The sequence below is a fragment of the Xenorhabdus vietnamensis genome, from assembly GCF_002127535.1.
GTDB classification, from domain to species: Bacteria; Pseudomonadota; Gammaproteobacteria; order Enterobacterales; family Enterobacteriaceae; genus Xenorhabdus; species Xenorhabdus vietnamensis.
In genome coordinates, this window is the sequence record NZ_MUBJ01000001.1 from 234572 (window position 1) to 249698 (window position 15127).

General features: G+C 41.1%; 13 protein-coding genes. 9 read left to right on the forward strand and 4 right to left on the reverse strand.

What is annotated here, in order from left to right; translation table 11 throughout:
* Nucleotides 1–146: 146 nt before the first annotated feature.
* Together ampG and Xvie_RS01020 are read right to left on the reverse strand one after the other, a co-directional pair.
* Entirely contained in the window at nucleotides 147–1676 is a 1530-nt protein-coding gene (gene ampG, locus Xvie_RS01015; RefSeq protein ID WP_086107550.1) for a muropeptide MFS transporter AmpG, read from the reverse strand.
* A 69-nt stretch (nucleotides 1677–1745) separates the two neighbouring features.
* Nucleotides 1746–2333: a lipoprotein gene (locus tag Xvie_RS01020; protein ID WP_086107551.1), complete on the reverse strand. Its 588-nt coding sequence runs from the start codon at nucleotides 2331–2333 to the stop codon at nucleotides 1746–1748.
* A 267-nt stretch (nucleotides 2334–2600) separates the two neighbouring features.
* On the opposite strand from Xvie_RS01020, the gene bolA reads away from it, so the two are divergent.
* The 9 genes from bolA to Xvie_RS01070 all read left to right on the forward strand — a co-directional run bounded on the left by bolA (nucleotide 2601) and on the right by Xvie_RS01070 (nucleotide 13123).
* Nucleotides 2601–2924, forward strand: a complete 324-nt coding sequence (gene bolA / locus Xvie_RS01025; protein ID WP_086107552.1) for a transcriptional regulator BolA — start codon at nucleotides 2601–2603, stop codon at nucleotides 2922–2924.
* A gap of 379 nt (nucleotides 2925–3303) precedes the next feature.
* Nucleotides 3304–4608, forward strand: a complete 1305-nt coding sequence (gene tig, locus Xvie_RS01035; protein ID WP_086107553.1) for a trigger factor — start codon at nucleotides 3304–3306, stop codon at nucleotides 4606–4608.
* A 260-nt stretch (nucleotides 4609–4868) separates the two neighbouring features.
* Nucleotides 4869–5492 carry an ATP-dependent Clp endopeptidase proteolytic subunit ClpP gene (gene clpP, locus Xvie_RS01040; RefSeq protein WP_086107554.1) on the forward strand — a complete coding sequence of 208 codons (624 nt, stop codon included), beginning with the start codon at nucleotides 4869–4871 and terminating at the stop codon, nucleotides 5490–5492.
* A gap of 127 nt (nucleotides 5493–5619) precedes the next feature.
* The gene (gene clpX / locus Xvie_RS01045) at nucleotides 5620–6891 is read left to right on the forward strand and encodes an ATP-dependent protease ATP-binding subunit ClpX (protein WP_086107555.1); all 1272 of its coding nucleotides are present in this window, start codon (nucleotides 5620–5622) and stop codon (nucleotides 6889–6891) included.
* 208 nt (nucleotides 6892–7099) lie between these two features.
* A complete protein-coding gene (gene lon, locus Xvie_RS01050; RefSeq protein ID WP_086107556.1) occupies nucleotides 7100–9454 on the forward strand; it encodes an endopeptidase La in 2355 nt (784 codons plus the stop codon).
* A 242-nt stretch (nucleotides 9455–9696) separates the two neighbouring features.
* Nucleotides 9697–9972: a nucleoid-associated protein HU-beta gene (hupB, locus tag Xvie_RS01055; RefSeq protein WP_167376210.1), complete on the forward strand. Its 276-nt coding sequence runs from the start codon at nucleotides 9697–9699 to the stop codon at nucleotides 9970–9972.
* Nucleotides 9973–10147: 175 nt separating this feature from the next.
* Nucleotides 10148–12028, forward strand: coding sequence for a peptidylprolyl isomerase (gene ppiD / locus Xvie_RS01060; protein ID WP_086107558.1), 1881 nt, complete (start codon nucleotides 10148–10150; stop codon nucleotides 12026–12028).
* A gap of 148 nt (nucleotides 12029–12176) precedes the next feature.
* The gene (locus Xvie_RS01065) at nucleotides 12177–12569 is read left to right on the forward strand and encodes a ComEA family DNA-binding protein (RefSeq protein WP_086107559.1); all 393 of its coding nucleotides are present in this window, start codon (nucleotides 12177–12179) and stop codon (nucleotides 12567–12569) included.
* 146 nt (nucleotides 12570–12715) lie between these two features.
* A complete protein-coding gene (locus tag Xvie_RS01070) occupies nucleotides 12716–13123 on the forward strand; it encodes an acyl-CoA thioesterase (protein ID WP_086107560.1) in 408 nt (135 codons plus the stop codon).
* A 176-nt stretch (nucleotides 13124–13299) separates the two neighbouring features.
* On the opposite strand, the gene queC is transcribed toward Xvie_RS01070, so the two are convergent.
* Together queC and Xvie_RS01080 are read right to left on the reverse strand one after the other, a co-directional pair.
* Nucleotides 13300–13998 (reverse strand): 7-cyano-7-deazaguanine synthase QueC, encoded by a 699-nt coding sequence (gene queC, locus Xvie_RS01075; RefSeq protein ID WP_086107561.1) that lies wholly within the window; start codon nucleotides 13996–13998, stop codon nucleotides 13300–13302.
* 32 nt (nucleotides 13999–14030) lie between these two features.
* Entirely contained in the window at nucleotides 14031–15056 is a 1026-nt protein-coding gene (locus Xvie_RS01080) for a PLP-dependent cysteine synthase family protein (protein ID WP_086107562.1), read from the reverse strand.
* Between the last annotated feature and the right edge of the window lie 71 nt (nucleotides 15057–15127).

Consider the following 15127-nt stretch of genomic DNA (forward strand, 5'->3'; position numbering starts at 1 on the left):
TGAAAAAGATGTTTTTTAAGTCACATAATTGTAGTTTTTTATTCTTCTTGTGATGTTTGTCACGATAAAATAACAACAAAAGACTGAACTTTGTCAGTCCTTTGTTGTAATGCAGATATGAAATAAGCATGAAATGGGAAAACAGGTTAAGTGAGCTTACTTTTCTTTAAAGCCAAATAATCCAACATTCCTCCTAAAAGAAGGCCTAGGATTCCAATGACTATACTTGAAGATAATAGTGGGGATATCCAGTCACTGACTTTATGAAGATATACAATATATTCTGGAGATATAGCGTATATCAGGGTTACTAAATGAATTATGGCAAACACTATGCTATTGATAATCAACCAAACTATGAATATCAGAGCGGCCAATATCATGATGATAAAGGCAGATTTATAAGCGTTTTTGAATAATGTTCGGCGGATAAAGCCGTCATTTTTTTGAGTATAAATTAATGTCTTACGGCAGACTAACAATAATGCAAGTCCCGGTAACCCGATAACAACAGAAAATACATAAAACACTGGCCAGCCATATGCTTCCGCAAACCATCCTGCAACTGGGCCAACATAAACTCGACCAACTGCTGATAATGCAGAAAGCAAAGCGAATTGTGTTGCTGAAAATGATTTATTGCATAAGGTCATCAGAAGGGCGACAAAAGCTGCTGTTCCCATGCCGCCACAGATATTTTCCAGAAAAATCACAGCTCCCATTGAGTAAATATCTTTAGGAGTGATAGCAAGTATCCAATAACCGAAGTTAGACACAGTTTGAAGAATACCAAAGATCATCAGGGCGCGGAACAGACTCATCTTATGCATCAAATAACCACCGTACAATGCCCCAACAATGGTTGCTGCGAGTCCGAGGGTTTTATTGATCATACCGACTTCTGCTGGATTGAAACCAATACCACGAATAAGGAAAGGTGTACTGAGTGAGATAGCAAAAGCATCAGCCAATTTGTACAGTATAATCAGTAGCAGAATCAACCAGGCATTATTTCGATTGAAAAAATCAGATAATGGCTCGAGCACCGCTTGACTCAGTGTTTTTGGTGGTGCTGTATTAAGTTCTGGTTCTTTGGCTGTTAGCGTGGCATAAACACCAATCAACATCATGCCAGCCATGACCCAATACATGCTTTGCCAGCCAATGTAGGTGGCCAGTAATAAAGCTAACCCACCAGAGACTAGCATGGCCAGCCGATAGCCCAGCACGGAAATAGCGGCGCCTGATCCTCGTTCTTCCTGTGACAGCAAGTCGGTTTTATAGGCGTCAAAAATAATATCCTGAGACGCAGAAAAAAATGCTACAGCAACAGCTAGTGCAGCAAGCCACCATAAATGCTGGGAAGGTTGCAGGAATCCCATTGCCGCAATACTGACGATCAGAAAAAGTTGAGTAATAAGCATCCATCCCCGTCGGCGCCCTAAAAAGGAAGGGGAATACCGATCCATTGTGGGTGCCCAAAGAAACTTAAAAACATAGGCTTGACCAACCAAAGTGAAAAAACCGATAGTTCGGATATCGACATTTTCGACAGTCATCCATGCTTGTAATGTTCCAGCCGTGAGTGCAAGAGGCAGACCCGAGGCAAAACCCAGTAATAGAAGGGTACGATAGTTGCGTAATGCAGATAGGTTAAAATAACGATGGTTAGTCATGGGCTTCCCAAAACTTTCTGCATATCAACTAGTTTGGTCAGAATCAGGCAGAAAGTTTTATTTATCCTATTAGTGGACATTCTGTTTGATGAAGGTACTGATAGAGGAATCTTGCGCCATATCTGCTATCACATCAGATAAGGCTGTATTAACTGCATCAGCAATTTTTGTGTTTGTCGCCCCCAATGGCCCTTGAACATTATAGCTGGTACGATAGTTTTTGATTTGTTTACTGCCGTCTTGTGCATAAGCAATGATGGATATTTCTGCTTTTGCTGAAATATCATGACGAAGGCTACCTTCTTTCACGTTGGCATAAAGTTGATTCACAATGACTTGCAAATTAGCATTAGCGGGAGAACCAATCATATAGCCGCGAGCTACCATTTGTTTTTCCAGTGCTTCTTGCAATAAAAAACGCAAATCTCGGGAAGGAACTAGTGTGACTAATCGTGCATCACGATTAATTTGGGCTAGGGCTTGAGATTGACGATGATCGATCCCACTAATACTGATTGTAATCGCTTTCATGGTTGGATCTGCCGAAGGCAGAGCAATTTTGGGTTGAATGGCTAAAGTATTGCCTGAGTCTGCACAACCCGATAATCCAACTAAAAAGAAAAGCATAATCAATGGAATAAATATTTTCTTTAACATTTAGGTTTTCTCAATTCAAGATTTGGATATTCGATATATTAGTACTTGGATATATAGATATTGATAGTATAAACCGCCGTAATCATAGCATCGCTATTGGTAACGGCATATCCCTGATGATTGAAACGACGATTGAAACATAAAGAGAAATACTTTATGTAAATTTGATTAAAGAGATTTTGTTATCCGATGATTATAAATCACGGGAAATAAACTAGAATCAATTAGTTGATTGATAAATAACCTTTGGTGATTTAGGAGAATGAGATGGTTCGTCAGGAAATAGAAATAAAGTTACAGGCGGCATTTCAGCCTTCTCATCTAGAAGTGATCGATGAAAGTTACCGCCACAATGTGCCAGCGGGCTCTGAAAGCCATTTTAAAATCATTGTGGTAAGCAATGAATTTGTTGAACAAAGAATGCTTAGCCGACATCGCTTAGTGTATGGTGCCTTGGCTAAAGAACTGGAAGAAGGTGTGCATGCTTTGGCGCTGCATACCTATACGGAAAAGGAGTGGTCAGAACTGGGAGATACCGTTCTGGCTTCTCCGGCATGTCGCGGTGGAAGCGCATCAACATCAATCTTATGATTTTTCGAGATAATCCAATAGATTGTTTGTCTTTATTTTATTAATCTAGATTTAATTTTGAAAACAGCCTTCGGGCTGTATTTTTGTTTATATGCGTGCTGCATAAACAATATCGTGATGTAATCATTGAGCAACGTTTATCACATAAGTCAACGAATCATGCATGCTTTTGTTTGCAATTCTCGACTCATACTGTCTGCGTCGCTATAATGTTGCGTCTGAATTTTTAGAATGGTTTCGGGACGCTTCTGATCACAGGGATTCTCGGTTTTTAAATGCGACCGCCCCGGTTCTTAAAGAGTACTACAATTCGCTTATTTTTAAGCATTGTAGTCATTCTGAAGTTGACCGAGCACTATGATTTTTTTGAGGTAACAAGATGCAAGTTTCTGTTGAAACCACTCAAGGCCTTGGGCGTCGTGTGTCAATCACCGTTCCTGCTGCCGATATCGAAAAAGCAGTTAACAGTGAACTGGTTAATGTAGCAAAGAAAGTCCGTATCGACGGATTCCGTAAAGGCAAAGTGCCAATGAAGATCGTTAAGCAGCGTTACGGCGCTTCCGTTCTTCAGGATGTTCTGGGTGATCTGATGCAGCGCAATTTCATCAATGCGATCATTGAGCAGAAAATCAATCCAGCAGGTGCGCCAAGCTACAAACCTGAACAGTTTAAAGAAGATGAAGACTTCACTTATGCAGTTGAATTTGAAGTTTATCCAGAAATTGAACTGAAAGGTCTGGAAGAAATCGAAGTTGAAAAACCTGTTGTTGACGTTAAAGATGCGGACGTTGACAACATGCTGGACACTTTGTGTAAGCAGCAAGCAAATTGGAAAGAAACCGACGAAGCAGCCACTGCGGAAGATCGCGTAACTGTTGATTTCACTGGCTCCATTGATGGTGAAGAATTCGAAGGCGGTAAATCAACTGATTTCGTTCTGGCAATGGGTCAGGGTCGTATGATTCCAGGCTTTGAAGACGGTGTCGTTGGTCACAAAGCTGATGAGGAATTTACTATTGATGTGACATTCCCAGAAGATTACCATGCAGAAAATCTGAAAGGTAAAGCGGCGAAGTTCCTGATCAACCTGAAAAAAGTTGAGCAGCGTGAACTGCCAGAACTGACTGAAGAGTTTATCAAACGTTTTGGTATTGCTGACGGTACTATTGAAGGTCTGCGTGCTGAAGTTCGTAAGAACATGGAACGTGAACTGAAAAATGCTGTTCGTAACAACATCAAAACTCAGGTTCTTGATGGTCTGGTTAAGGCTAACGAAATTGAAGTTCCTGCGGCAGTGGTTGATGGTGAAATTGATGTACTGCGCCGTCAGGCTGCTCAACGTTTTGGCGGCAATGAACAACAAGCTCTGGAACTGCCACGTGAACTGTTTGAAGAGCAGGCTAAACGCCGCGTTGTTGTTGGTCTGCTGTTAGGTGAAGTTATCAGCAGCAATAAGCTGAAAGTCGAAGAGGAACGTGTTACCGCGTTGATCGAAGAGATGGCTGCAGCTTATGAAGATCCAAAAGAAGTTGTTGAATACTACAGCAAAAACAAAGAAATGATGGATAATATTCGCAACATTGCTTTAGAAGAGCAGGCTGTTGAACTTGTCCTGAACAAAGCTAAAGTTTCTGAAAAAGAAACTGGCTTCAATGATCTTATGAACCAAAATCAACTAGCATAAGTTTCATTTATTGATTGCCTGAGATGATGAAATCTCGCACTCAATGAAGTAAACCCGCAGGCTATGCTTGCGGGTTTTTTATTGTCCTTGAAAAAAACAGATTTAACCTCATATCCTTTCTTACTATTATGTAAGAGCTTACTACTTTTTAGAGGGAAAAAATCCCCTCGTTAGTTAACTTCGGATCATGGTCATCATCGCTTATCTCGAGTAGAATCAGTTATGAATGGCACCAGCGTGAGTTCTATTAGGAGACGGAAATGTCATACAGTGGCAAGCAAGATCAATATGCACCTAACATGTCTTTGGTGCCGATGGTGGTTGAACAAACGGCGCGTGGAGAGCGTGCATTTGATATATTCTCCCGCTTATTAAAAGAGCGTATTATTTTTCTGACAGGGCCTGTTGAAGATCATATGGCGAACTTGATCGTTGCCCAAATGTTATTCTTGGAAGCAGAAAACCCAGAAAAAGATATTCATTTATATATTAATTCACCGGGTGGGGTTATTACGGCAGGCATGTCTATTTATGACACGATGCAGTTTATCAAACCAGATGTGAGTACTATTTGTATGGGGCAGGCCTGTTCAATGGGGGCATTCTTGCTGACCGCTGGAGCAGAAGGTAAGCGTTTCTGTCTGCCAAATTCCAGAGTTATGATCCACCAGCCACTAGGTGGTTTCCAAGGACAGGCGACTGACATTGAAATCCATGCGCAGGAAATACTCAAGGTTAAAGCCCGTATGAACGAATTGATGGCGAAGCATACTGGGAAACCACTTGAGAAGATAATTGAAGATACAGAGCGTGATCGTTTCTTATCAGCCGAAGAGGCCGTAGGATACGGATTGGTTGATAGTATATTCACCCAGCGCAATTAATGATAATTACTTTATTACTCCGATGCCGTGTTTCTTGGCGTTAATGCCAAACTAGACGGAGTAGTAACAGCGTTTTTTCTGTTATGCCGGATAAACGGGATAACAGTTCATAAAGTGAGGTTGACTGATGACAGATAAGCGCAAAGACGGTTCAGGAAAGCTGCTGTATTGCTCTTTCTGCGGGAAAAGCCAACATGAAGTACGGAAATTAATAGCCGGCCCATCAGTGTATATCTGCGATGAATGTGTCGAATTATGTAATGATATCATTCGCGAAGAAATTAAAGAGCTAGTACCACATCGTGAGCGTAGTGCATTGCCTACTCCTCATGAAATTCGCCAACATCTGGATGATTATGTTATTGGCCAGGAAGCTGCTAAAAAGGTGTTAGCAGTTGCAGTCTATAACCATTACAAGAGACTACGTAATGGTGATTCCAGTAATGGTGTGGAACTTGGCAAAAGTAATATTCTGTTGATTGGCCCGACAGGTAGCGGTAAGACGTTGCTGGCAGAGACATTGGCTCGCTATTTAGACGTTCCGTTTACTATGGCTGATGCCACGACATTGACCGAAGCGGGCTATGTTGGGGAAGATGTAGAAAATATTATCCAGAAACTTCTGCAAAAATGTGACTACGATGTGCAGAAAGCACAACGTGGTATCGTGTATGTTGATGAAATAGATAAGATTTCCCGTAAGTCTGATAACCCTTCAATTACTCGCGATGTATCAGGAGAAGGTGTTCAGCAGGCTCTATTGAAACTGATTGAAGGCACTGTGGCAGCAGTTCCACCTCAAGGTGGCCGTAAGCATCCACAACAGGAGTTTTTGCAAGTTGATACTTCTAAAATCCTGTTTATCTGTGGAGGAGCGTTCGCAGGTTTGGACAAAGTTGTCAGCCAGCGTTTGAATGTCAGTTCAGGTATTGGTTTTAGTGCTACAGTTAAAGGCGAATCGGAAAAAGCAACAGAAGGTGAATTGCTGGCTCAGGTTGAACCGGAAGATTTGATCAAATTCGGATTAATCCCTGAATTCATTGGTCGTCTTCCTGTCGTGGCAACGTTAACTGAACTTAGTGAAGAAGCACTGATTCAAATCCTACAGGAGCCGAAAAATGCTCTGACCAAACAGTATCAGGCTCTGTTTAATCTAGAGGGTGTTGAACTGGAGTTCAGAAAAGAAGCATTGACTGCCATAGCGAAAAAAGCAATGGCACGTAAAACTGGTGCTCGTGGTCTTCGTTCAATTGTTGAAGGAGTTTTGCTGGATACAATGTACGACCTTCCATCAATGGAACATGTAGAGAAAGTTGTCGTTGATGAGACGGTTGTTGAAGATAATTTCGCCCCATTATTGATATATAGCAAACCGGATGCCCAAGTTTCTGGTGAGTGAAGAAAATAGGGTAGGAAGTGCTGATTATCAATACGCATTGAAAAAACAAAATGAGGGAGAATCCCTCATTTTGTTTTTTGTAGATATAGGCTATTGAATGTTAGTTTCCTGTCCCCATATATTTTGTATTCTTTGAAGTGAAACTCGTGAAAACCGTGTTTCACGAGATTCCTAAAAACTGGCGAAAGCTAAACGAAGAGAGAGCTCTATGAATCCTGAGCGTTCCGAACGCATAGAAATCCCTGTATTGCCTTTGCGCGATGTAGTGGTTTACCCACATATGGTGATCCCTCTGTTTGTTGGGCGTGAGAAGTCGATTCATTGCCTGGAAGCAGCAATGGAGCATGACAAACAAGTCATGTTGGTCGCGCAAAAAGAAGCATCTACTGATGAGCCGGGAGTCAATGATCTTTTCTCCGTAGGTACAGTGGCTTCTGTTTTACAGATGTTAAAATTGCCAGATGGTACAGTAAAAGTTCTGGTTGAAGGTTTGCAGCGTGCCCGCATCACCACGTTGACGGATAATGGCGAGTATTTTTATGCGCAAGTTGAATATCTTGAATCCCCTGATGTTGATGAGCGTGAGCAAGAGGTTCTGGTAAGAACGGCTATCAATCAGTTTGAAGGTTATGTCAAACTGAATAAAAAGATTCCACCGGAAGTATTGACATCGTTGCACAGTATTGAAGATGTGGCGAAGTTAGCAGATACTATTGCTGCGCATATGCCTTTAAAAATCAATGACAAGCAGGCTGTTTTAGAAATGTCTGATGTTATTGAACGCATTGAATATCTGATAGCAATGATGGAATCAGAAATTGATCTGCTACAGGTAGAAAAACGCATCCGTAATCGCGTTAAAAAACAGATGGAAAAAAGCCAGCGCGAGTACTACCTGAATGAGCAAATGAAAGCGATCCAGAAAGAATTGGGTGAGATGGATGATGCACCTGATGAACATGAGACGCTGAGACGCAAGATCGAAGACGCGAAAATGCCGAAAGAGGCACGTGAAAAAGCCGAAGCTGAGTTGCAGAAATTAAAAATGATGTCTCCGATGTCAGCAGAGGCAACGGTTGTTCGTAGCTACATTGATTGGATGGTGCAAGTTCCTTGGGTTTCACGTAGCAAGGTAAAAAAAGATTTAGTGAAGGCTCAGGAAGTACTGGATACAGACCATTATGGTTTGGAGCGCGTTAAAGAGCGTATTCTTGAATATCTCGCGGTACAGAGCCGTGTTAGTAAGATCAAGGGACCAATACTTTGCCTCGTAGGGCCTCCTGGAGTAGGTAAAACCTCATTGGGTCGCTCTATTGCACGCGCTACTGGGCGTAAATATGTGCGTATGGCATTAGGTGGAGTACGTGATGAGGCGGAAATCCGTGGGCATCGCCGTACCTATATTGGCTCAATGCCGGGTAAATTAATCCAGAAAATGTCCAAAATAGGGGTTAAAAATCCACTGTTCTTATTGGATGAAATTGACAAAATGTCATCCGACATGCGTGGTGATCCAGCTTCAGCATTGTTGGAAGTACTTGATCCGGAACAAAACGTGGCATTTAATGATCATTATCTTGAAGTTGATTACGATCTCTCCGATGTAATGTTCGTGGCAACATCTAATTCTATGAATATACCGGCTCCATTACTGGATCGTATGGAAGTCATTCGTCTATCGGGTTACACCGAAGATGAGAAATTGAATATTGCCAAACGCCACCTGTTGCCAAAACAGATTGAGCGTAACGCTTTGAAGAAAGGCGAATTGACTATAGATGATGGTGCAATTATTGGTATTATCCGCTACTACACCCGTGAGGCTGGCGTTCGTAGTTTAGAACGTGAAATATCTAAATTGTGCCGTAAAGCAGTCAAGGCATTATTGATGGATAAAAAGCTTAAGCACATCGAAATCAACGCGGGTAATTTGAAAGATTATCTGGGTGTGCAGCGAGTGGATTATGGTCGTGCTGATACAGAAAACCGAGTTGGTCAGGTAACGGGTCTGGCTTGGACAGAAGTCGGTGGTGATTTGTTGACGGTTGAAACAGCCAGTGTACAGGGTAAAGGTAAATTGACTTATACCGGTTCATTGGGTGAAGTGATGCAGGAATCTATCCAAGCGGCCTTGACTGTCGTTAGGGCTCGTGCTGATAAGCTGGGTATCAGCTCTGATTTCCATGAAAAGCGTGATATTCATGTGCATGTACCGGAAGGTGCGACACCAAAAGATGGCCCAAGTGCGGGGATTGCAATGTGCACAGCATTGGTTTCTTGTCTGACAGGTAATCCAGTTCGTGCTGATGTAGCAATGACGGGAGAAATTACTCTGCGTGGTTTGGTTCTGCCAATCGGAGGCTTGAAAGAGAAACTACTGGCAGCGCATCGCGGGGGAATTAAAACGGTTGTGATCCCAGATGACAATAAGCGAGATCTGGAAGAGATCCCACAGAATGTGATCCAAGATTTGGAAATCCACCCTGTCAAGCGTATAGAGGATGTTTTATCTATCGCTTTGCAGGAACCAGCATTTGGTGCAGAAGTAGTATCACTAAAATAGTACAAAAATAGTGAGCTAACTCAAGAACTGCATATAAAATTTAGGTTGGCGAGTAAATTCAGACTTGCCAGCCTTTTTTTGTATTATTAATTTACATTAATCTAATTTAACTGATTAAATATTTTGCTGTTCTATGATTTCTTGCTAATACTGGAAAGGTTGCTATAACGGAATAACAGTCGTGTTACCCGTTATAAATCAGTTTCCGTTACTATAGTAAAACTACAATGGGGATGATAAGAGTGAATAAGTCACAACTGATCGATAAAATTGCTGCGGATGTAAACATTTCTAAAGCAGCAGCCGGACGTGTAGTAGATGCATTCATTTCTTCAGTATCTGGTGCATTGAAAGACGGTGATGATGTCGCTTTGGTGGGGTTCGGTACGTTTGCTGTGCGTGAACGTGCTGCACGTACAGGACGCAACCCTCAGACAGGCAAGGAAATCAAGATTGCAGCAGCAAAAGTACCTTCTTTCCGGTCTGGAAAGGGCTTAAAAGATGCTGTCAACGGTTAATGAACTGAAAACAGATCCTGATTTTTTACCATTGCGATAAACTTCAACTGACTAGGTCATGTTGATAGTCTAGAATATAAGCGCATCAATCAATTGATGCGCTTTTTTTCTCTTAGCGTTTTAATTAGCGTAATATGACAGTTTCTTTTTCACTAAAGCGGAGTTTTACGTCTTTATGATGGACAACCTACGCACGGCGGCGAACGGTCCTGTGCTCAAAATTGTGTTGGCTCTAATTATCCTGACTTTCTTGGTGACCGGTGTAACAGGTTATCTGTCAAGCGAAAGCGGTAGTTATGCTGCCAAAGTAAATGGCCAAACCATTAGTCGTGCTCAGCTGGAGCAGGCATTTTTACAAGAAAAAAATGACCAGCAGGAGAAGCTGGGAGATAAATTTTCAACTTTGTTCAGTGATGAACATAGGCTACAGCTGCTTCGTCGCCAGTCATTGGATAAACTCATCAATGATACCTTGATTGCACAATATGCCCGCAAGCTGGGTTTATCAGCAAGTAACGGGCAGGTTGCACAAGAGATACGTAATCAGCTGTTTCTCCAGACTGACGGCCAATTTGACCACAAAAAATATCAGGATTATATAAAAGCTCTTGCCCGTTCAAATATCAGCCTTGATATTTTTGCGGAACAGATTCGCCAAAATCTGATTAATCGCCAATTGGAGCAAATCCTTATAGATGCAGAAATTGCATTACCGACAGAAATAAAACAGGAAGCAGCACTGCTTCTTCAAGAAAGAACAGTGCGTTTTGCTACTCTTGAATTGAAATCAATGGAAGCAAAGCAAACAGTTACTGATGAAGAACTGAAAAACTATTATGGTGCGAATAGTAAGTATTTCACTGTGCCAGAAAAAGTTAAAGTCAGTTACATCAAAATGGATGCGACTAATGAACTGAATCATGTAACTGTATCTGACGCTGATATTGATAAGTATTATAAAGATAACCTACCGAAATACACAAAGCTTGAACAGAAGAAGTATAGCTTTATTCAACTGGCTTCAGATTCTATTGCTAGATCGGTTTTGGATGAGTTGAAGAAGGGGGCTGATTTCAGCCAATTGGCATCAGAAAAATCGACAGACAAATTTTCTGCTCAAAAGGGTGGGGATCTCGGTTGGATGGAAGAAAACTCTCTGCCTAATGAGCTCAAATCAGCAAATTTGACACAGAAAGGGCAACTTTCGGATGTGATCAAATTATCTAATGGATATGCAATCTTCCGCTTGGATGATATTAAACCTCAGGAAGTCAAACCATTGTCGGATATGCGTCCTGAAATAGAAAAAATTGTTAAGCATGAAAAAGCGGTTGATGCGTTCTATGCATTACAGAGAAAAGTGAGTGATGCAGCTGCTAATGATAATGAATCTTTGGCAGCAGCAGAAAAAGCGGCTGGTTATAAGGCAGTGAGCACTGACTGGTTTGATCGTGAGCATGTTCCCGCTGATATTAATTTCAGCCAAGTTGTCCAGGCTATTTTCTCTGGCAATTTGATTGATGATAAAGGAGCGACAGGAATTAACTCTGATGTCATTTCGGTAGAAGGCGATAGAGCTTTTATAGTGCGTGTTGACGATGTTAAACCTGAAACAGTCCAGCCGTTTGAACAGGCTAAATCTGAGGTGGTTGGGTTGGTAAAACGTCAGAAAGCAGAAAAACAACTTCTGGTTGAGAGTGAAAAACTGCTTACTGCTCTGAAAGAAGGTAAAGGTGAACAGGTACTGAAAGCAGCAGAAATTCAGTTTGCGCAACCTACCGTTATAAAAAATTCATTACAAACCAACCAAGCGATCGATGTGGCATTCACTTTACCGCATCCTAAAGAAGGTAAGCCTGTATACGGATTGGCTCAAGACGAACTTGGTAACGCAGTGCTTATCCAATTGGATAAAGTCGTTCCGGGTTCTATTACAGATGAGCAGCTCAAACAGTATATGATGGGTTATCAATATCAGACTGTCACGAGTGTACTGGAATCACTAATAATGAATTTGCGTGACGAGGCAAGTATTAAGTTTGGTCAGATTGAATAAAATTGCGAAGTTACTCGTATTTATTTGTGTAAAATAGTAATTGAAAAAGGCCACTTTCGTGGCCTTTCGCATATTTGAATCTTTCCTGTTGTCTGGAAATATTGTTGTGGCAATCTTTCGTTCACCAACAAAATATAGAGGGATTTACATGAAATATTTAAGGACATTATTCAATTCACTCATTGTGGCATTGTGTATTAGCGCACCGTTATCTCATGCAGCTATAGTAAATGAATCTACTGATCAAATGGTGAAACAACCTATTGGCCAGAATAAAACCACTATTGAGAGCAGTGACACGAAAGAGGGAGGAGAACAAGTTTCAGGTCAGCAGATCCAGGAAAAAGGTGTTCTTAATATCAATATTGCAAATGCGGAAGAGTTAGCTAAAGAACTCAATGGAATAGGTGCTAAAAAAGCCCAGGCCATTATTGAATATCGTGAAAAGTATGGTCCTTTTACAACAATAGAACAATTGCAGGAAGTTCAAGGTATTGGCCCCATTTTTATAGAAAAAAATCGAGCTAAATTAACTTATTAAGTGTTAGGCCCTCTTGTATTTTCATCGGTGCTTTATCAAGAGGGCTGTGATATTGATCAAGAATAATTCATCAAACACTATTGTAATTAAATTGTTTTGCTATTGTTACATTTTATCTGGTCGGATGAGTTTAAGGGAGAATAGCAATGAGTACGATTATCAAAGTCAGGGGTTATCATATTGATCTTTTCCAACATGTGAACAATGCCCGCTATTTAGAGTTTCTGGAAGCTGCCCGCTGGGACTTACTTACTGAAAATGACACGCTGGAGTGGTTAAATCATAAAAATATTGGTTTTGTAGTGGTGAATATCAATATTAATTATCGTCACCCGGCTGTAATTACAGATGAACTAGAAGTGAAATCTTCTATGCAGGAATTGCGTAATAGAAGCGGTACATTTTTTCAGGAAATTATACGTAGGAGTGATAATCAAGTTATTGCTGATGCCTTAACTACATTTGCTTGTATTGATTTAAAAACTCAAAAGGCACTTGTTTTAGACGGTGAATTACGGATAAGAATAGAGGCCTATAAGAACCATATAGAATAAATATACCGAATAATTATACAGGATATTCTTTACACTATTTTTTAAGCAGAATAGCGTTAAAGTCGCCGTGTGATGGCAGGAGAATGAATCTAATCGGCAAACAGTGAAATAACAACGGTGAAATGAGAGGTTCGCTGAACCTCTCATAAATAATGTAAATGAGATATACGGTATGACTAAGTTAGATGTGTTTTGGATTTCATTTCTAACATAATGGTCTGGGTATTACTTAAATAATGATTTAATCCTTTAGCCCTGAGGTGGCAGGCAGCGCATTCTCCACATCCATCACCCTGAATACCGTTATAACAAGTGAGAGTTTGATTGCGGACAAAATCCAGTTTTTGATAATAATCTGCTAATGCCCAAGTTTCCGCTTTGTTTAGCCACATTAGGGGGGTTTCGAAACGAATATCGCGAGCAATACCAAGGCTGACTGCTTTGTTGAGAGCTTTGACAAATTCATCACGGCAATCAGGATAGCCCGAAAAATCAGTTTCACAAACGCCAGTAATGACGGCTTCAGCTTCAACCTGATAGGCATAAATTGCCGCTAGGGTTAAAAATAAAATATTACGGCCAGGTACGAATGTACTCGGGAGACCACTTTTTTCACTTTCGCTAAAATCGGGTACGGGAATATTGTCTCTTGTCAGGCTGCTGATTGCGAGTTCATTCAATAAAGTAACATCAAGTACTTTATGGGCAGCTGCTCCCAGTTCTTTGCTTATATGGCAGGCTACATCAATTTCAGCATGGTGACGCTGTCCATAATCAAAGGTGACACAGTGAACTTCGTCATATTGACGGAGTGCCTGAATTAAACAAGTGGTGGAATCCTGCCCACCACTGAATACAACAACGGCTCGTTTCATGATACCTACCTCTGTAAATTGAAGGAGATATGTTACTCATAACTGTTTAATTTGGGTAGTTGTGTTAGGTACGGTGTGACATTACCGATATTATTGCGAACCCACTCCGGATTGTAATAAGTATCAAGGTAGCGTTCTCCACTATCACAGAGTAATGTCACGATTGATCCTTGTTGGCTGTTATTGTGCATTTGCTTGGCGAGTTGTAAAGCTCCCCAAACGTTCGTTCCGGTTGATGCCCCGGTTTTTCTGCCAATTAATTTCTCAAGCCAATAAATGGTAGCAATAGTGGCAGGATCGGGAACTCGGATCATTTCATTGATAACTGTAGGAATAAAAGAAGGTTCTGCGCGTGGGTGGCCAATGCCTTCTATTTTGCTGTCTGTATTTCCACAAATATCACGGCGGTTCTGATGGTAGCAATCGTAGAAGACCGAGTTTTCAGGATCGACAACAATGAGTTTGGTGTTATATCCCTGATAGCGGATATAACGACCAAGAGTTGCAGATGTACCACCTGTACTTGCACTCATAACGATATAAGTTGGCTCAGGAAAGGGTTCTAATTGCATCTGATGGAAAATGCTTTCTGCAATATTATTGTTCCCTCGCCAGTCAGTCGCTCGTTCGGCATAGGTAAATTGGTCCATATAATGACTATTAAGCTCTTTTGCCAGACTTTCTGATTCTTGATAAATCAAGGCAGAATGCTCTACAAAATGACATTTACCGCCATAGAACTCAATTTCTTGAATTTTGCGTTTAGCTGTGCAAAAGGGCATTACTGCAATAAAAGGTAAACCAAGTAAACGAGCAAAGTAGGCTTCCGAAACAGCAGTGCTTCTGGATGAAGCTTCAATAATAGAAGTTCCTTCCTTAATCCAACCATTAGTAAGTACATAAAGGAATAAGGAACGTGCAAGCCGGTGTTTGAGGCTACCTGTGGGATGAGTGCTTTCATCTTTGAGGTAGAGATGAATGCCCGGAAACATTGGGAGATTAAGGCGAATTAGATGTGTATCAGCACTGCATTGATAATCAGCTTGAATAGCTTTTATGGCATTTGTAGCTCATAAAGATGACATAAATTGACCCTGAATAATAATGCCGTGATAGTGTATAGATTACC